The sequence below is a fragment of the Micromonospora sp. NPDC048905 genome (genome assembly GCF_040649655.1).
In the GTDB taxonomy this organism is placed as follows: domain Bacteria; phylum Actinomycetota; class Actinomycetes; order Mycobacteriales; family Micromonosporaceae; genus Micromonospora.
The window spans coordinates 66,521-84,514 of the sequence record NZ_JBEZFV010000001.1 but is presented as its reverse complement, the minus strand read 5'-3'; the positions used below and the strand labels follow the sequence as shown (position 1 = coordinate 84,514).

The following is a 17,994-nucleotide window of genomic DNA, read 5'->3' as shown; positions in this document are numbered from 1 at the left end:
GCTTCTGCGTGGCGTGAACTGGAATTCCAAGCGAACTTGTGGGGAGTCGCGTGGACACGAAGATCGACGACGATGCCGCGCCAGTGCTTCTGCTGGTCGGCTCCAGCGGTGGCCATCTGGCCCAACTACTCGCCCTGCGGCCCTGGTACGAACAGTGGCGGCGCTGCTGGGTCACCTTCGACACCCCGGAGGCGGTGTCCCTGCTGACCGGCGAGGACCTGGTGCCGGCGCACCACCCGACCACCCGCAACATCCCGAACCTGCTGCGCAACGCGCTGCTGGCCTGGCGGGTGCTGCGGGCGCGGCGGGTCGCCGCGGTGGTCACCACCGGAGCCGGGGTGGCGGTGCCGTTCGTGGTGCTGGCCCGGCTGTGGCGCATCCCGACGGTCTACATCGAGGTGTACGACCGGATCGACACCCCGACGTTGACCGCACGGCTCTGCCGACCGTTCCTGTCCGCGATGCTCGTGCAGTGGGACGAGCAGCGCCGGCAGTATCCCGAGGCGACAGTCGTCGGGACGCTGCTGTGACGGGGGAGGCCGGCACCGCCCGGCGATCGCAACCAGCCTCGACCGACGAGGAGCCCCGACTGCCGCGCCAGCGTGACACCGAAACCGGCCAGCTCCGGCTGCTGGTCGCGGTGGGCACCGACAAGCACCCCTTCGACCGGCTCGTCGACTGGCTGGCGCAGTGGCACGCGCAGGCCACCGACGAGGTCGGGCTGACGGTGCAGCACGGGCACACCCGTGCCCCGCACCTGCCCGGCGCCGTGCCGTTCCTCGGCCACGACGCGCTGCAACAGGCGATGGCCGAGGCCGACCTGGTGGTCTGCCACGGTGGCCCGGCGACCATCCTGGAGGCACGCCGGCACGGCCACCTGCCCATCGTGGTGCCTCGCGACCCGGCGCGCGGTGAGCACGTCGACGACCACCAGCTCCTGTTCGCCCGCCGGCTCGGCGCCGCCGGCCTGGTGGCGCTCTGCGAGACCCGGGAGGCGCTGCACGGCGCGTTGACCGACGGGTTGGCCGACCCATCCCGGTACGCGGTGGCCGCCGACCCGCAGGCGCACGAGGCACAACGGGCGGCGGTGGCCCGGGTCGGGCGGATCGTCGACGACCTGGTGGCCCGCTCGACCCCGCGCCCACTCCGGTGGCGGGCCCGGTCCCGGCCGCGCCCGGGTGCGAAGGAGATCCGATGACCCACCAGCCCAGCGTCAGTGTCGTGGTGCCCACCCGGGACCGCCCGGAGCTGCTGAGGTCGGCGGTGCGCGCGATCCTGGCCCAGGAGTACCCGGGGCCGATCGAGGTCGTGGTGGTGTTCGACCAGTCCGCGCAGGACGAGTCGCTGACCGAGCTGGCCGGCGGCCCGACCCGTGCGGTGCGGGTGATCGGCAACACCCGTACCCCGGGGTTGGCCGGGGCTCGCAACAGCGGCACCCTCGCCGGGGAGGGTGAGCTTGTCGCGTTCTGCGACGACGACGACGAGTGGCTGCCCGGCAAGTTGGCCCCGCAGGTCGACGCGCTGGCCGCCGACCCGGCTGCCGAGTTCGTCTGTTCCGGCATCCGGGTCAGCTATGACGGGCACACCGTCGACCGGGTGCTGGACAAGGACCGGATCAGCCTGGACGACCTGCTGCGCGACCGGTTGACCGAGCTGCACCCGTCGACCTTCCTGATCCGCGCCAGTGCGCTGCGCGACGGGTTCGGGCTGGTCGACGAGGAGATCCCGGGCAGCTACGCGGAGGACTACGAGTTCCTGCTGCGGGCGGCGCGGAGCGCGCCGCTGATCAACCTGCGGACGCCCTCGGTGCTGGTCCGGTGGCACAAGCGCTCGTACTTCTCGCAGCGCTGGGACACCATCTCCGAGGCGTTGCAGTGGCTGCTGCGGCGCTACCCCGAGTTCGCCGGCCAACCGGCCGGTGCGGCGCGGGTGGCCGGTCAGATCGCGTTCGCCCAGGCCGCCGCCGGCAACCGTCGGGGCGCGCTGCGGTGGGCTCGGCGCACCCTGCGGAGCAATCCCCGCGAGCCGCGCGCCTATCTGGCCCTCGCCGTCGCCGGTCGGGTGGTCCGGGCCGACGCGGTCCTGCGCACCCTGCACAAGCGCGGTCGGGGGATCTGACCTGCCACCGGTGCCCGGTCGACCGGGCACCGGTGTCCGCAGGGCGGGACACGGCGGGCAGCGTGCCGGGTCGGTGGCGCGCCGTGACAGACTGGCCGCTGTGTTGCGCTGGTTGACTGCAGGTGAATCGCACGGTCCCGCCCTCGTCGCGATGATGGAGGGGGTGCCGGCCGGCATCGAGGTGACCTCCTCCGAGATCGCCGACGAGCTGGCCCGTCGGCGGCTGGGCTACGGCCGTGGCGCCCGGATGGCGTTCGAGCGCGACGAGGTCGAGCTGCTCGGCGGTCTGCGGCACGGCGTGACCCTGGGCAGCCCGGTGGCGATCCGGGTGGGCAACTCCGAGTGGCCGAAGTGGCAGACCGTGATGGCCGCCGATCCGGTGGACCCCGACGAGCTGGCCCGGCAGGCCCGCAACGCGCCGCTGACCCGTCCCCGGCCGGGCCACGCCGACCTGGCCGGCATGCAGAAGTACGGGCACACCGACGCCCGGCCGATCCTGGAACGCGCCAGCGCCCGGGAGACCGCCGCCCGGGTCGCCGTCGGCACGGTCGCCAAGGCGTTGATCCGGCAGGCGCTCGGCATCGAGATCGTCTCGCACGTCGTCGAGTTGGGTCCGGTGGCCGCGAAGCCGGGGCTGCGTCCCGTGCCGTCCGACGCTGCCCGGATCGACGCCGACCCGCTGCGCTGCCTCGACGCGGAGGCCAGCGCGCTGATGGTCGCCGAGGTCGATGCCGCGAAGAAGGCCGCCGACACCCTCGGGGGCGTGGTCGAGGTGCTGGCGTACGGGGTGCCGCCGGGTCTGGGCAGTCACGTGCAGTGGGACCGCAAACTCGACGCCCGACTGGCCACCGCCCTGATGTCCATCCAGGCGATCAAGGGCGTGGAGATCGGCGACGGCTGGCAGCAGGCCCGGTCCCGGGGCTCGGAGGCGCACGACGAGATCATTCCGTCGGCGACGGGCGTCCGCCGGGTCACCGACCGGGCCGGTGGGCTGGAGGGTGGCATCACCACCGGCGAGCCGCTGCGGGTTCGTGCCGCGATGAAGCCGATCTCCTCGTTGAACCGGGCGCTGGCCACCGTGGACATCACCACCGGCGAGCCGGCCACCGCGATCAACCAGCGGTCCGACGTCTGCGCGGTGCCCGCCGCGGCGGTGGTCGCCGAGGCGATGGTGGCGCTCGTGCTCGCCGAGGCGGCCACCGAGAAGTTCGGCGGGGACTCGATCGCCGAGATCCGTCGCAACTTGGCCGGCTACCTCGACGCCCTGGTGATCCGCTGATGGCGCCGGTCGTCGTGCTGGTCGGCGTCCCCGGCTGCGGCAAGACCACCGTCGGCCGGGCGCTCGCCGCCACCCTCGGGGTGGAGTTCCGCGACACCGACGTCGACATCGAGCAGATGGCCGGCAAGCCGATCCCGGAGATCTTCATCGACGAGGGAGAGGCGCACTTCCGTACCCTGGAACGGGCCGCGGTGGCCGCGGCGCTGGCCGGCGGCACGGGTGTGCTCGCGCTCGGCGGCGGCGCGGTGCTGGCCGAGGAGACGCGGGCCGCGTTGATCGGGCACCGCGTGGTGCACCTCTCGGTGGAGCTGCCGGACGCGGTGAAGCGGGTCGGGTTGGGCGCCGGCCGACCCTTGCTGGCGATCAACCCGCGCGCCACCCTCAAGCACCTGATGGATCAGCGTCGGCCGCTCTACCGCGAGGTGGCCACGATGACGGTGACCACCGACGGCCGGGCCCCGGCGGCGGTCGTCGCCGAGATCGCCGCCGTGCTGAAGGGCTGACCGCTGACCGGGTCGGCGCTCAGCCGCGGGCGGCGCGTTCGAGCACGTCGGCCAGGGCCTTCGGCTCGCTGAGCATCGGCCAGTGCCCGGTGGGCAACTCGAACAGCTGACCGCCGGCCAGACCGGTGAAGAACGGGTGCCCCTCGCCGATCATCTGCCGTACCACACTGAGCGGGAAGGTGCTGGCGACCAGCGCGGTCGGCACCGGACGCCCACCGGTACGGCGTACCGCGTCGGTGGCGGCCGCCAGCGGCTGCGGGGTGGCCCGGGCACGCAGCAGGGCCAGCGTCGGCTCGTCCAGACCGGCCAGGTTGGTGGGGTCGGCGGCCGGGTCCCACGCCGGCGGCGGCAGCAGGTGGCCGGTGCCGATCGCGGCGCGCAGCCGCTGCTGCTCCTCCGGTGGCACCGTGTCGAACTGCGCGACGCCGTCCGGCAACGGCCCACTCTCCACGTAGATCACCCGGGCGATCCGGTCCGGAATGCGGTCCGCCGCCTGGGCGACCGGCATCCCGCCGCCCGAGTGGCCGACCAGCAGCACGTCGCGCAGATCCTCGACCTCGATCAGTCGGACGATGTCGGTGGTGTGCGTCTCCAGGCCGATCTCCGGACCGGCGAGATGGTGGCGTTCGGCCACGCCGGTCAGTGTCATCGGGTGGACCTCGTGCCCCTGCGCGCGCAGCGCCGAGGTCACCTCCCGCCACGCCCAGGCGCCCAACCAGAACCCCGGCACCAGCACGTACGTCGCCATCTGTCGCTCCTTCTCTCGGTTACCGACAGACCGTACGATCGAATCCGGACAGAATCCGCCCGGTTTCGAGGAGTGGTCTGTGTCACATCCCGCCGGCCGGGTGTTGGCCCTGCTGGAGTTGCTCCAGGCCCGGCACCGTGCCACCGCCGCCGAGCTGGCCGGCCGGCTCGGTGTCGACGAGCGGACCGTGCGCCGGTACGCGGCCACCCTCGTCGAGCTGGGCATCCCGGTCACCGCCGACCGGGGCCGCCACGGCGGCTACCGGCTGCACCCCGGCTACAAGCTGCCGCCGCTGATGCTCACCGACGACGAGGCGGTGGCCGTGCTGCTCGGGCTGGTCGTCGCGGAGCGGGTCGGGCTGACCACCGAGCAGCCCGCCACGGCCACGGCGCTCGCGAAGATCCGTCGGGTGCTGCCGGCGGCGCTCGCCGACCGGCTCGCGGCCGTGCAGGAGCACCTCGGCTTCACCCTGCGCCGCCCCGAACCGGAGCTGCGGCCGGCGTCGGGCACCCTGCTCGCGCTGGCCGCGGCGGCCCGGCACCGGCAGCGGGTGGCACTGGACTACCGCTCCTGGCGGGGCGAGCAGTCGCACCGGGAACTCGACCCGTACGGCCTGGTCTTCCACTCCGGCCGCTGGTACGTCACCGGCCACGACCACCGGCGCGGGGAGGTGCGCACGTTCCGACTGGACCGCGTCGGCGCCGTGACGCCGGGCACGGCGACGTTCACCGTCCCGGAGGGCTTCGACCCGGTGGCCCGGGTGACCAGGTCGCTGGCCGGCGTGCCCTACTCGCACGAGGTCGAGGTGCTGCTGGAGACCGATGTGGACACGGCGCGCCGTCGCATCCCGCCCAGCGTGGCCGAGCTGACCATCACCGCCGAGGGAGTACTGCTGCGGGCCCGGGCGGAGAGCCTGCCCGGCATGGCCGCGCTCCTCGCCGGTCTGGGCTGCCCGTTCACGGTGCGACACCCGGAGGCGCTGCGCGCCGCGGTGGCCGAGCACGCCCGCCTGCTCGCCGACTGGGCGGCCCGGCCAGCAGGTGGGCAGATGCCGTCACCGCGCCGCCCGCTGGACTAGGCTGCCGGCGATGAACGAGGTGACCCGGATTCCGGTCGGCGGCGAGCGGCCGTACGACGTGTTGGTGGGGCGTGACCTGCTGGGCGCGTTGCCGGGCCTGCTGCCCGGCGCGAGTCGGGCGGCGGTGCTGCACGCGCCCCCGCTCAAGGCCCTGGCGGACGCGCTCGGCGAGCGGCTGCGCGCCGCCGGCGTCGAGCCGCTGCCGATCGAGGTGCCCGACGCCGAGTCGGGCAAGCAGATCGACGTGGCGGCCGCCTGCTGGGACCGGCTCGGCGCGGCCGGCTTCACCCGTACCGACGCGGTGGTCGGGGTGGGCGGCGGCGCGGTGACCGATCTGGCCGGCTTCGTCGCGGCCTGCTGGTTGCGCGGAGTGCGCTGGGTGCCGGTGGCGACCTCGCTGCTGGGCATGGTGGACGCCGCGGTTGGCGGCAAGACGGGCATCAACACGGCTGCCGGCAAGAACCTGGTGGGCGCGTTCCATCCGCCGGTCGGTGTGCTGGCCGACCTCGCCACCCTGGACAGCCTGCCCGCGGTCGACCTGGCGGCCGGGCTCGCCGAGGTGGTCAAGTGCGGGTTCATCGCCGATCCGGCGATCCTGGATCTCGTCGAGCGCGACCCGGAGGCGGCCACCGACGCGCGCGGGCCGGTGACGCGGGAGCTGATCGAGCGGGCGATCCGGGTCAAGGCGGACGTGGTCGCCGGTGACCTGCGCGAGTCGGGTGTGCGGGAGGTGCTCAACTACGGGCACACCCTGGCCCACGCGATCGAGCAGAACGAGGGCTACCGCTGGCGGCACGGCCACGCCGTCTCCGTCGGCCTGGTCTACGCGGCCGCGCTGGCCCGGCTCGCCGGCCGGCTGGACGCGCCGACCGCCGACCGGCACCGGGCCACGTTGAGCGCGCTCGGCCTGCCGGTGAGCTACCCGGCCGACGCCTGGCCGCACCTGCTGCCCGCGATGCGGGTGGACAAGAAGGCCCGGGGCAGCCGGCTGCGTTTCGTGGTGCTGGACGGGCTGGCCCGTCCGGCGATGTTGGAGGGCCCGGACGACGTGCTGCTGGAGGCCGCCTACCAGGAGGTGTCCAGCCGGTGAAGGTGTACGTCCTCAACGGGCCGAACCTGGGCCGGTTGGGCACCCGGGAGCCCGAGGTGTACGGCAAGACCACCTACGCCGACCTGGTGGCGCTCTGCGAGGCCACCGGCCGGGAGTTGGGGTTGGACGTGACGGTCCGGCAGACCGACGCCGAGCACGAGCTGCTCGGCTGGCTGCACACCGCCGCCGACGAGGCTGCCGCGGTGGTGCTCAACCCGGCTGCCTGGTCGCACTACTCGTACGCCGTGCGGGACGCGTGCGCGATGCTGCGGGGGCCGTTGGTGGAGGTGCACCTGTCCAACATCCACGCCCGCGAGGAGTTCCGGCACCACTCGGTGGTGTCCGCGGTGGCGACCGGGGTGATCTGCGGCCTCGGCATCGACGGCTATCGCCTCGCTCTGCACCACCTGGCCGGCCGAGGCGCCTGACCACCGGTTTCCCGCCCATTTCCCACCGGCTGCGACAAATTACCGATAGTGAGCGTTATCGGCGTCGCCGAGCGTCACCTGGTGGGCCGCGTCCGGTGCCGGCTGTGCGTACCCTGCTCAGATCCTTTGCTCTGCTTCACCAGGCGCAACAGTGCGGTGAGCTGCGGCTTTGTGAGTTGTGTCGTACCGAGGGCGGCGGTCTGGCCGGCACGGTGGGTGACTGGTGCGCGGGTTGAAGCAGAGCAAAGGGTTCGACGAGGGGAACGGCTACCGGTCCGAGCGTCACGCTCCGTCACCGTTGTGGGCGTCGATGCCCGTTGGTCGGCCCCCGCCCGCGTAGGGTGGTCAGCGGGTCTCGGCGCAGCTAGTAGACTCGTAAGGTCTGTCCGCCAATTGATGATCAAGGCAGGAAATGGCCTCCACCAACGACCTCAAAAACGGCCTGGTACTCAACCTGGACGGCGAGCTCTGGGCTGTCGTCGAGTTCCAGCACGTCAAGCCCGGTAAGGGTGGTGCCTTCGTGCGCACCACGCTGAAGAACGTGCTGTCCGGGAAGGTGGTCGACAAGACCTTCAACGCGGGCACCAAGGTCGAAACCGCGACCGTTGACAAGCGCACGATGCAATACCTGTACGCCGACGGTGAGGACTTCGTCTTCATGGATCTGGAGACGTTCGACCAGATCACCGTGCTCGGCGGCACCGTTGGCGAGGCAGCCAACTACCTGCTGCCCGAGGCGGAGGCGACCGTCGCCCAGCACGAGGGTGTGCCGCTCTACATCGAGCTGCCCACAAGCGTCGTGCTGGAGGTCACCTACACCGAGCCGGGCCTGCAGGGTGACCGCTCGACCGGCGGCACCAAGCCGGCGACCGTGGAGACCGGCGCCACCGTGCCGGTGCCGCTGTTCATCACCACCGGTGAGAAGATCAAGGTCGACACCCGCGACGGCCGTTACCTCGGCCGCGCCTGATGGCTGAGGGTTCCAAGCAGCAGATGCCGGCGCGCCGCAAGGCGCGCAAGCGGGCGCTGGATGTCCTCTACGAGGCCGACCTGCGGGACAAGCCTCCGGTGGAGGTGCTGGCCGGCTACGTGCAGCGGATCGAGCAGCCCCGACCGGAGCACCTCGGCTACGCGGTGGGTCTGGTCGAGGGCGTCGCCGAGCACCTCAACCGGATCGACGAGCTGATCGCCAGCTACGCCGAGGGTTGGACGTTGGAGCGGATGCCGGTCGTCGACCGGAATCTGGCCCGGATCGCCGTCTACGAGTTGCTCTACGTCGACGAGATCGACGACGCGGTCGCGATCAGTGAGGCTGTGGAGCTGGCCCGGCAGATGTCGACCGACGATTCGCCGCGCTTCCTCAACGGGGTGCTCGGCCGGATCGCCGAGTACGCCACCCGCTGAGCATCGCAGCACCGAACGCCGTGACCGGAAAGGGCCCGTGCCAGATGGCACGGGCCCTTTCGGTACAGCGACAGCTCAGGAGGCGAAGAACGCCCGCGGGTCGGCCACCAGCACACCGTGCTCGGTGAGCCGCTCGATCAGACCCGACGGCGAGGCGTCGTAGACGATCGCGAGAGCCCGCAGGTCATCGGCGCGGATCGAGAGCACCCGGCCGTTGTAGTCACCACGCTGCTGCTGGATGGCGCGGGCGTAGCGGGCGACGTAGGCCAGGTCCTCGGAGGCCTCGTCGTAGAGCCGCTCCAGGTCCAGGACGATCTTGCTGGTGGGCTCGTGCCGGACACCACTGCCGTCAGGCAGCAGCTCCGAGACGGGGACACGGTAGAACTCGGCCAACTCGGCCAGACGGGACACCGTCACGGCCCGGTCGCCGCGCTCGTACGAGCCGACCACCACGGCCTTCCACCGCCCATTCGACTTCTCCTCCACACCCTGCAGGGACAGACCCTGCTGCTGGCGGATGGAGCGCAGGCGGGCGCCCAGAGACTTGGCGTATTCAGAGGGCATTCGGACACTCCCAGTGCTGCTCGGGGTTCTCCCGTCGATCGCTACGGAGCGTGACGGTACGGGGAATGCGACACCTGGTCAAGTGGTCGTGACCCGACCGTTGGGGAGCGTCCGGGAAGTTGTCCCCGAATCCTGGTCCTGACCCGGTGGTCAGCGGCCGCCGTCCATCGGCCCGGTGACCACTGGTAACGTGGCGCGAAGCCCCGGTCAGGTCCGCTGCGCGGTCCGGCCGGAGGTGCCCGACATCCTTTAACGACCCGTCCCGTGAGGCGGGGAAGGAGGTCCGCCGTGGCGTACCCACCGGCTGCCCGCCCGTCACCACCGCGACAACCCTCGGTGAAGGTGATCCTCGCCAGCGCCGACGTGCAACGCGTGGTCGACCGCATCGCCCACCAGATCCTCGAGAAGACCCAGGGTGCCGCCAACACGGTGCTGCTGGGGATTCCGACCCGGGGGACGCCCCTCGCCCGGCGACTCGCCGAGCGGATCAGCACCTTCGAGGACGTCGCCGTTCCGGTAGGTGTGCTCGACATCACCCTGTACCGCGACGACCTGCGCCGGCAGGCCACGCGCGCGATCGGCCCGACCGAGTTGCCGTCCGGCGGGATCGACGGCAAGCGGGTCATCCTCGTCGACGACGTGCTCTTCTCCGGCCGTACCGTCCGGGCCGCGCTCGACGCGCTCAACGACGTGGGCCGCCCGGCGTCGGTGCAACTCGCCGTCCTGGTCGACCGCGGCCACCGGGAGTTGCCGATCCGCGCCGACTACGTCGGCAAGAACATCCCGACCTCGCTCGCCGAGAGCGTGAAGGTGACGTTCGCCGAGACCGACGGGACCGACGAGGTCAAGCTCTACGGGGGACCCACCTCATGATCAAGCATCTGCTCTCCGGCGCGGACCTGGACGCCGACACCGCCACCGAGATCCTGGACACCGCCGCCGAGATGGCCACCGTCGCCGGTCGGGAGATCAAGAAACTGCCCGCGCTGCGCGGCCGGACCGTGGTGAACCTCTTCTACGAGGACTCCACCCGCACCCGGATCTCCTTCGAGGCGGCGGCGAAGCGGCTCAGCGCCGACGTGATCAACTTTTCCGCGAAGGGCTCCAGCGTCACCAAGGGCGAGAGCCTGAAGGACACCGCGTTGACCCTGCAGGCCATGGGCGCCGACGCGGTCGTCGTCCGGCACCCCGCCTCGGGCGCGCCGCACCGGCTGGCCAACTGGGTCGACGGGTCGGTCGTCAACGCCGGGGACGGCACCCACGAGCACCCGACCCAGGCGCTGCTGGACGCGTACACCATGCGGTCCCGGCTGGGCCGGCTCGCCGGGCTCTCGGTCGCGGTGGTCGGGGACGTGCTGCACTCCCGGGTCGCCCGCTCCAACGTGTTGCTGCTCTCCACCCTCGGCGCCAAGGTCACCCTGGTCGGCCCGCCGACCCTCATCCCGGTCGACATCGCGGGAGCCCTCGCCCCCGCCACCGACGTCTCCTACGACCTCGACGCCGTGCTGCCCAACGTCGACGTGGTGATGATGCTGCGGGTGCAGCGGGAACGGATGAACGACTCCTACTTCCCCTCCGCGCGCGAGTACGCCCGCCGCTACGGGCTGGACGGCCCACGGATGCGTCGGCTGCCCGAGCACGCGATCGTCATGCATCCCGGCCCGATGAACCGGGGGATGGAGATCACCCCCGAGGTCGCCGACTCACCCCGCTCCACAATCGTCGAACAGGTCACCAACGGTGTCTCCGTGCGGATGGCTGTTCTTTACCTGCTGCTCGGAGGGAACAACCGGTGAGCGCGTACCTGATCACCAACGTGAGTGTCGTCGGCGGCGCGCCGACCGACCTGCTGATCCGCGACGGCCTGGTCACCGAGGTGGGCGCCGGCCTGTCCGCGCCGGACGCCACAGTCGTCGACGGCACCGGGCTGGTCGCCCTGCCCGGCCTCGTCGACCTGCACACCCACCTGCGCGAGCCCGGCCGGGAGGACGCCGAGACCGTCGAGTCCGGGTCCCGCGCCGCGGCGATGGGCGGCTACACGGCGGTCTGCGCGATGGCCAACACGTCCCCGGTCGCCGACACCGCGGGCGTGGTCGAGCAGGTCTGGCGGCTCGGCCGCGAGGCAGGTCTGGTCGACGTGCAACCGATCGGCGCGGTCACCGTCGGGCTGGCCGGCGAGCGCCTGGCCGAGCTGGGCGCGATGGCGGACTCCGCGGCCCGGGTGCGGATCTTCTCCGACGACGGGCACTGCGTGGCCGACCCGAAGCTGATGCGCCGGGCGCTGGAGTACGTGAAGGCGTTCGACGGGATCATCGCCCAGCACGCCGAGGAGCCCCGGCTCACCGAGGGCGCGCAGATGCACGAGGGTGAGGTCTCCACCCGACTCGGGCTGATCGGCTGGCCGGCGGTCGCCGAGGAGGCGATCATCGCCCGGGACGTGCTGCTCGCCGAGCACGTGGGCAGCCGCCTGCACGTCTGCCACGTCTCCACCGCCGGCAGCGTCGAGGTGCTGCGCCAGGCGAAGGCCCGTGGGGTACGCGTCACCGCCGAGGTCACCCCGCACCACCTGCTGCTCACCGACGAGCGAGCGGAGAGCTACGACCCGGTCTTCAAGGTCAACCCGCCGCTGCGGACGGCCGCGGACATCGCCGCGCTGCGCGCCGCGCTCGCCGACGGTGTGGTCGACGTGATCGCCACCGACCACGCCCCGCACGCCGTGGAGGACAAGGAGTGCGAGTGGGCGTACGCCCGGCCGGGCATGCTTGGTCTGGAGACGGCCCTGTCCATCGCGCTCGACGTGCTCGGCCCCGAGTGGGACCTGATCGCCGAGCGGATGTCGCGTACCCCCGCCCGGATCGCCGGCCTGACCGGGCACGGCGTCGACCCCGCGCCGGGTGTGCCGGCCAACCTGACCCTGATCGACCCGGCCGCCCGCCGCACCATCGAGCCGACGGAGATGGCCAGCCGCAGTCGCAACACCCCGTACGCCCGCATGACGCTGCCGGGTCGCATCGTGGCGACCTTCCTGCGTGGCGAGCCGACGGTCCTGGACGGAAAGGCAGTCAAGTGACCCGTAGACGTTCCGCAATCCTGGTGCTCGAGGACGGGCGCACGTTCCCCGGTGAGGCGTACGGCAGCGTCGGCGAGACCTTCGGCGAGGCGGTCTTCAACACCGGCATGACCGGTTATCAGGAGACCCTGACCGACCCGTCCTACCACCGGCAGGTGGTGGTGCAGACCGCCCCGCACATCGGCAACACCGGCGTCAACGGCGAGGACGACGAGTCCGGCCGGATCTGGGTGGCGGGTTATGTGGTGCGCGACCCGGCCCGGATCGGTTCGAACTGGCGGGCCACCGGCAGCCTGGAGGACCGCCTCGCCACCGAGGGCGTGGTGGGCATCAGCGGGGTGGACACCCGGGCGCTGACCCGGCACCTGCGCGAGCGGGGCGCCATGCGGGTGGGCATCTCCAGCGTCGAGAAGGACCCGCAGAGCCTGCTGGCCCGGGTCCGGCAGTCACCGCAGATGGTCGGCGCGGACCTGTCCGCCGAGGTGAGCACCGCCGAGCCGTACGTCGTCGAGGCCCTCGGCGAGCACCGGTTCACCGTGGCGGCTCTGGACTTGGGCATCAAGCGCAACGTGCCGCGTCGGCTGGCCACCCGTGGGGTGACCACCCACGTGCTGCCGGCGTCGTCGAGCATCGACCAGATGCTCGCCACCGGCGCCGACGCGATCTTCCTGTCGCCCGGCCCGGGCGACCCGGCGACCGCCGACGCCCCGGTGGCGCTGGCCCGGGAGGCGCTGCGGCGGGAGGTGCCGCTGTTCGGCATCTGCTTCGGCAGCCAGATCCTCGGTCGGGCGCTCGGCTTCGGCACCTACAAGCTGGGCTATGGCCACCGGGGGATCAACCAGCCGGTGCTCGACCGGCTGACCGGCAAGGTCGAGGTGACCAGCCACAACCACGGCTTCGCGGTGCAGGTCCCCGGCTCGGGCAACGGCGCGGTCGTCCCCGACCAGGTGATCGACACCGACTTCGGTGGCGTCCGGGTGTCGCACGTCTGCCTCAATGACAACGTGGTCGAGGGGCTGCGGGCCGTGGACCTGCCCGCGTTCACCGTCCAGTACCACCCGGAGGCGGCGGCCGGCCCGCACGACGCTGACTACCTCTTCGACCGATTCGCCGATCTCATCGAGGGGCGCAGCAATGCCTAAGCGGACCGATCTCAAGCACATCCTCGTGATCGGCTCCGGGCCGATCGTCATCGGGCAGGCCTGCGAGTTCGACTACTCCGGCACCCAGGCGTGCCGGGTGCTGCGCAGCGAGGGGATCCGGGTCAGCCTGGTCAACTCCAACCCGGCGACGATCATGACGGACCCGGAGTTCGCCGACGCGACGTACGTCGAGCCGATCACCCCGGAGTTCGTGGAGCTGGTCATCGCCAAGGAACGCCCGGACGCGATCCTGGCGACCCTCGGCGGGCAGACCGCGCTGAACACGGCCGTCGCCCTGCACGAGGCCGGCGTCCTGGAGAAGTACGGCGTCGAGCTGATCGGCGCGAACATCGACGCCATCAACCGGGGCGAGGACCGGCAGCTGTTCAAGGAGATCGTGGCGAAGGCCGGCGTACGGCTGGGTGTCGACGACCCGACCGGGCTGGTGCCCCGCTCCCGGGTCTGCCACACGATGGACGAGGTCGAGGCGACAGTCGCCGAGCTGGGCCTGCCGGTGGTGATCCGGCCGTCGTTCACCATGGGTGGCCTGGGCTCCGGCATGGCGCACACCCCCGAAGACCTGGCCCGCATCGCCGGCGACGGCCTGGCCGCCAGCCCGGTGCACGAGGTCCTCATCGAGGAGAGCGTGCTCGGCTGGAAGGAGTACGAGCTCGAGCTGATGCGCGACCGGCACGACAACGTGGTGGTGGTCTGCTCGATCGAGAACATCGACCCGATGGGTGTGCACACCGGCGACAGCGTCACCGTCGCTCCGGCCATGACGCTCACCGACCGGGAGTACCAGCGCCTGCGGGACCTGGGCATCGCGGTGCTGCGCGAGGTCGGGGTGGACACCGGCGGCTGCAACATCCAGTTCGCGGTCAACCCGGTCGACGGCCGGATCGTCGTGATCGAGATGAACCCCCGGGTGTCGCGCTCCTCGGCGCTGGCCTCGAAGGCGACCGGCTTCCCGATCGCGAAGATCGCCGCGAAGCTGGCCATCGGCTACACCCTCGACGAGATCCCCAACGACATCACGTTGAAGACCCCGGCGGCCTTCGAGCCGAGCCTGGACTACGTCGTGGTGAAGATCCCCCGGTTCGCGTTCGAGAAGTTCCCCGGCGCGGACCCGGAGCTGACCACCACGATGAAGTCGGTGGGCGAGGCGATGAGCCTCGGGCGCAACTTCACCGAGGCGCTGAACAAGGCGATGCGCTCGATGGAAACCCGATCATCTGGTTTCTGGACCACTCCAGATCCGGCGGACGCCACCCGCTCCGACACCCTGGCCGCGCTGCGGATCCCGCACGACGGCCGGCTCTACACCGTCGAGCGGGCGCTGCGCCTCGGCGCGTCGATCGCCGAGGTCAGCGAGGCGTCCGGCGGGATCGACCCGTGGTTCCTGGACCAGATCGCCGCGCTGATCGAGCTGCGCGGCGAGATCGTCGACGCGCCGGTACTCGACGCCGACCTGCTGCGCCGGGCCAAGCGGGCCGGCCTGTCCGACCGTCAGCTCGCCGCGCTGCGCCCGGAGCTGGCCGCCGAGGACGGCGTCCGCACCCTGCGGCACCGCCTCGACGTACGCCCGGTCTACAAGACGGTGGACACCTGCGCGGCCGAGTTCGAGGCGACCACGCCGTACCACTACTCGACGTACGACCTGGAGACCGAGGTCGCGCCGTCGGACCGGCCGAAGGTGCTGATCCTGGGCTCCGGCCCGAACCGGATCGGGCAGGGCATCGAGTTCGACTACTCCTGTGTGCACGCGGTGCAGGCGTTGCGGTCGGCCGGTTACGAGACCGTCATGGTCAACTGCAACCCGGAGACGGTCTCCACCGACTACGACACCGCCGACCGGCTCTACTTCGAGCCGCTGACCTTCGAGGACGTGCTGGAGGTCTGGCACGCCGAGGACTCGTCCGGCCGGGCGGCCGGCGGGCCGGGTGTGGTCGGGGTGGTCGTGCAGCTCGGCGGGCAGACCCCGCTGGGCCTGGCGCAGCGGCTCAAGAACGCCGGTGTGCCGATCGTCGGCACCTCCCCGGAGTCGATCCACCTGGCCGAGGAGCGGGGCGCGTTCGGCGCCGTGCTGGCTCGCGCCGGGCTGCGCGCGCCGGCGCACGGCATGGCCACGTCCTACGACGAGGCCAAGACGATCGCCGACGAGATCGGCTACCCGGTGCTGGTCCGGCCGTCGTACGTGCTCGGCGGGCGGGGCATGGAGATCGTCTACGACGACCCGACGCTGCGCGACTACATCGGCCGGGCCACCGACATCTCCCCGGATCACCCGGTGCTGGTGGACCGGTTCCTCGACGATGCCATCGAGATCGACGTGGACGCTCTCTGCGACGCCGACGGCGAGGTCTACATCGGTGGCGTGATGGAGCACATCGAGGAGGCCGGCATCCACTCCGGCGACTCGTCCTGCGCGCTGCCGCCGATCACCCTCGCGGGCTCGCACCTGGCCGAGGTCCGCCGCTACACCGAGGCCATCGCCCGTGGCGTCGGCGTCCGCGGCCTGCTCAACGTGCAGTACGCCCTCAAGGACGACGTGCTCTACGTGCTGGAGGCCAACCCGCGGGCGTCGCGTACCGTGCCGTTCGTCTCGAAGGCGACGGCGGTGCCGCTGGCCAAGGCGGCGGCCCGGATCGCGCTCGGCGCGAGGATCGCCGAGCTGCGCGCCGAGGGCCTGCTCCCGGCGACGGGGGACGGGGGCACGATGCCCGCCGACGCGCCGGTCGCGGTCAAGGAGGCGGTGCTGCCGTTCAAGCGTTTCCGGACCCGCGCGGGCAAGGGGATCGACTCGCTGCTCGGGCCGGAGATGAAGTCGACAGGCGAGGTGATGGGCATCGACACCAACTTCGGGCACGCCTTCGCCAAGAGCCAGTCCGCCGCGTACGGGTCGCTGCCGACCGCCGGGAAGATCTTCGTCTCGGTGGCCAACCGGGACAAGCGCGGCATGATCTTCCCGATCAAGCGGTTGGCCGATCTCGGCTTCGAGATCGTGGCGACCACCGGCACCGCCGAGGTGCTGCGCCGGCACGGCATCGCCTGCGAGCAGGTCCGCAAGCACTACCAGGCTGGCGAGGGCGATGACGCGGTGTCGCTGATCGCCGGCGGCCAGGTGGCGCTGGTGATCAACACGCCGCAGGGTTCGGGTGCCAGCGCCCGCTCCGACGGCTACGAGATCCGCAGCGCGGCCGTCACCGCCGACATCCCCTGCATCACCACGGTCCCCGGCGCGGCGGCGGCGGTCATGGGCATCGAGGCGCGCATCCGCGGCGACATGCAGGTGCGCCCCCTGCAGGATCTGCACGCCATCCTGCGGGCCGCCCAGTGACCCTGTTCGAGCAGGCGGTACGGCCCTGGTTGTTCCGGATCGGGGGTGGAGACGCCGAGGCGGCGCACGAGTGGACCCTGCGGCGGTTGGCGGCCCTGTCGCGGCGGCCGGCCGCGCTCGCCGCGCTGCGAACCCGCTACGCGGTCGACGCGCCGCGCACGGTGTTCGGGGTGCGTTTCCCCAACCCGGTCGGGTTGGCCGCGGGGATGGACAAGGACGGCGCGGCGCTGCCGGCCTGGCCGGCCCTCGGCTTCGGGTTCGTCGAGGTCGGCACGGTCACGGCGCACGCCCAGCCGGGCAATCCACGGCCGCGGCTGTTCCGTTTGCCGGCCAGCGAGGCGGTGGTCAACCGGATGGGCTTCAACAACGCCGGGGCCGCGGCGTTGGCGGCCCGGCTGACGGCGCTCACCCGCCCGCTCGGGGTGCCGCTGGGCATCTCGTTGGGCAAGTCCAAGGTGACCCCACTGGACGAGGCGGTCGAGGACTACCTCGCCTCGTACCGGGCGCTGCGCGGGCACGGCGACTACTTCGCGGTGAACGTGTCCTCACCGAACACGCCGGGCCTGCGGTCGTTGCAGGACCGCGCCCACCTGGACGCGCTGCTCGGCGCGCTGGTGGGGGAGAAGCCGGTGCTGGTCAAGATCGCGCCCGACCTGACCGAGGCGGCGATCACCGAGCTGCTGGAGGTCTGTCTGGACCGTGGCGCCGCCGGGGTGATCGCCACCAACACCACGCTGTCCCGGACCGGGCTGGCCACGGTGGACGCCGAGCGCGGCGCCCAGGCCGGTGGTCTCTCCGGCCGGCCCCTCACCGGACGGGCTCGGGAGGTGGTCGACTTCGTCCACCGGGAGACCGGTGGACGGCTGCCGATCATCGGCGTCGGCGGGGTGCTGGACCCGGACGACGCGGCGCGGATGTTCGACGCCGGCGCCGCCCTGGTGCAGCTCTACACCGGCTTCATCTACCGCGGTCCGGCCCTGGTCCGCGCCGCCGCCCGCGCGACTGCCGCGCCCGTGGCACCGGACGCGGTCGCCGGCCGGTGACCGCGCCGGCCCGGTGCTCGCCCGGCCTCGCGTCGGGCCGGCCCGCGCCGGCTCGTCGCCGAACCGGCCGCGCGCCCGGGAGGCGAGCCTCGCTGCTGGCCCTTTGCTCTGCGTCAACCCACGCGACGGCCGACGTCCGCTCTCCGGACACCGGGTGTCGCGTCCGGTGAAGCCGAGCAAAGGGCGC

Annotated in this window: 18 protein-coding genes; 16 read left to right on the top strand and 2 right to left on the bottom strand. The window is 72.2% G+C overall.

Annotation, left to right across the window (positions count from 1 at the left end; translation table 11 throughout):
• Positions 1-50: 50 nt before the first annotated feature.
• From AB0C01_RS00430 to AB0C01_RS00410, 5 genes are all read left to right on the top strand, one after another.
• Complete coding sequence (locus tag AB0C01_RS00430) at positions 51-530, top strand: UDP-N-acetylglucosamine--LPS N-acetylglucosamine transferase (RefSeq protein ID WP_357254811.1); 480 nt, start codon at positions 51-53, stop codon at positions 528-530.
• On the top strand, positions 527-1,198 hold the full coding sequence (locus AB0C01_RS00425) for a glycosyltransferase (protein WP_357569846.1): 672 nt from the start codon (positions 527-529) through the stop codon (positions 1,196-1,198). Before AB0C01_RS00430 ends, AB0C01_RS00425 begins: the two co-directional genes overlap by 4 nt.
• On the top strand, positions 1,195-2,118 hold the full coding sequence (locus tag AB0C01_RS00420; RefSeq protein ID WP_357254814.1) for a glycosyltransferase family 2 protein: 924 nt from the start codon (positions 1,195-1,197) through the stop codon (positions 2,116-2,118). The genes AB0C01_RS00425 and AB0C01_RS00420 overlap by 4 nt, the downstream gene beginning before the upstream one ends.
• Positions 2,119-2,218: 100 nt before the next feature.
• Positions 2,219-3,397, top strand: a complete 1,179-nt coding sequence (gene aroC, locus AB0C01_RS00415) for a chorismate synthase (RefSeq protein ID WP_357254816.1) — start codon at positions 2,219-2,221, stop codon at positions 3,395-3,397.
• Positions 3,397-3,900 carry a shikimate kinase gene (locus AB0C01_RS00410; RefSeq protein WP_357254817.1) on the top strand — a complete coding sequence of 168 codons (504 nt, stop codon included), beginning with the start codon at positions 3,397-3,399 and terminating at the stop codon, positions 3,898-3,900. Before aroC ends, AB0C01_RS00410 begins: the two co-directional genes overlap by 1 nt.
• Positions 3,901-3,919: 19 nt before the next feature.
• On the opposite strand, the gene AB0C01_RS00405 is transcribed toward AB0C01_RS00410, so the two are convergent.
• On the bottom strand, positions 3,920-4,648 hold the full coding sequence (locus AB0C01_RS00405) for an alpha/beta hydrolase (RefSeq protein ID WP_357254819.1): 729 nt from the start codon (positions 4,646-4,648) through the stop codon (positions 3,920-3,922).
• Positions 4,649-4,727: 79 nt separating this feature from the next.
• Between AB0C01_RS00405 and AB0C01_RS00400 the strand changes: the two genes are divergently transcribed.
• The 5 genes from AB0C01_RS00400 (at position 4,728) to nusB (ending at position 8,648) form a co-directional block, all read left to right on the top strand.
• Positions 4,728-5,726 carry a YafY family protein gene (locus AB0C01_RS00400; RefSeq protein WP_357569845.1) on the top strand — a complete coding sequence of 333 codons (999 nt, stop codon included), beginning with the start codon at positions 4,728-4,730 and terminating at the stop codon, positions 5,724-5,726.
• A 10-nt stretch (positions 5,727-5,736) separates the two neighbouring features.
• Positions 5,737-6,816, top strand: a complete 1,080-nt coding sequence (gene aroB, locus AB0C01_RS00395) for a 3-dehydroquinate synthase (protein WP_357254822.1) — start codon at positions 5,737-5,739, stop codon at positions 6,814-6,816.
• Positions 6,813-7,244, top strand: a complete 432-nt coding sequence (aroQ, locus tag AB0C01_RS00390; RefSeq protein WP_357254824.1) for a type II 3-dehydroquinate dehydratase — start codon at positions 6,813-6,815, stop codon at positions 7,242-7,244. Before aroB ends, aroQ begins: the two co-directional genes overlap by 4 nt.
• A 412-nt stretch (positions 7,245-7,656) precedes the next feature.
• Positions 7,657-8,214 (top strand): elongation factor P, encoded by a 558-nt coding sequence (gene efp, locus AB0C01_RS00385; protein ID WP_210793018.1) that lies wholly within the window; start codon positions 7,657-7,659, stop codon positions 8,212-8,214.
• Positions 8,215-8,237: 23 nt separating this feature from the next.
• Complete coding sequence (nusB, locus tag AB0C01_RS00380) at positions 8,238-8,648, top strand: transcription antitermination factor NusB (protein ID WP_184188983.1); 411 nt, start codon at positions 8,238-8,240, stop codon at positions 8,646-8,648.
• Between the two features lie 75 nt (positions 8,649-8,723).
• Here nusB and AB0C01_RS00375 read toward each other — a convergent pair whose 3' ends face one another.
• Positions 8,724-9,212, bottom strand: a complete 489-nt coding sequence (locus tag AB0C01_RS00375; RefSeq protein WP_007458348.1) for a transcriptional regulator — start codon at positions 9,210-9,212, stop codon at positions 8,724-8,726.
• Between the two features lie 288 nt (positions 9,213-9,500).
• Here AB0C01_RS00375 and pyrR point away from each other — a divergent pair, with 288 nt between their 5' ends.
• Genes pyrR through AB0C01_RS00345 form a run of 6 tightly spaced genes read left to right on the top strand, consistent with a single transcriptional unit; the run spans position 9,501 to position 17,807 of the window.
• Positions 9,501-10,085 (top strand): bifunctional pyr operon transcriptional regulator/uracil phosphoribosyltransferase PyrR, encoded by a 585-nt coding sequence (gene pyrR / locus AB0C01_RS00370; protein WP_357569844.1) that lies wholly within the window; start codon positions 9,501-9,503, stop codon positions 10,083-10,085.
• Positions 10,082-11,008 carry an aspartate carbamoyltransferase catalytic subunit gene (locus tag AB0C01_RS00365; RefSeq protein WP_357569843.1) on the top strand — a complete coding sequence of 309 codons (927 nt, stop codon included), beginning with the start codon at positions 10,082-10,084 and terminating at the stop codon, positions 11,006-11,008. Before pyrR ends, AB0C01_RS00365 begins: the two co-directional genes overlap by 4 nt.
• Entirely contained in the window at positions 11,005-12,282 is a 1,278-nt protein-coding gene (locus tag AB0C01_RS00360; RefSeq protein WP_357569842.1) for a dihydroorotase, read from the top strand. The genes AB0C01_RS00365 and AB0C01_RS00360 overlap by 4 nt, the downstream gene beginning before the upstream one ends.
• On the top strand, positions 12,279-13,424 hold the full coding sequence (carA, locus tag AB0C01_RS00355) for a glutamine-hydrolyzing carbamoyl-phosphate synthase small subunit (protein ID WP_357254830.1): 1,146 nt from the start codon (positions 12,279-12,281) through the stop codon (positions 13,422-13,424). The genes AB0C01_RS00360 and carA overlap by 4 nt, the downstream gene beginning before the upstream one ends.
• Positions 13,417-16,764: a carbamoyl-phosphate synthase large subunit gene (gene carB / locus AB0C01_RS00350; protein ID WP_357569841.1), complete on the top strand. Its 3,348-nt coding sequence runs from the start codon at positions 13,417-13,419 to the stop codon at positions 16,762-16,764. The genes carA and carB overlap by 8 nt, the downstream gene beginning before the upstream one ends.
• Entirely contained in the window at positions 16,761-17,807 is a 1,047-nt protein-coding gene (locus tag AB0C01_RS00345) for a quinone-dependent dihydroorotate dehydrogenase (protein WP_357569840.1), read from the top strand. The genes carB and AB0C01_RS00345 overlap by 4 nt, the downstream gene beginning before the upstream one ends.
• Positions 17,808-17,994 lie beyond the last annotated feature (187 nt).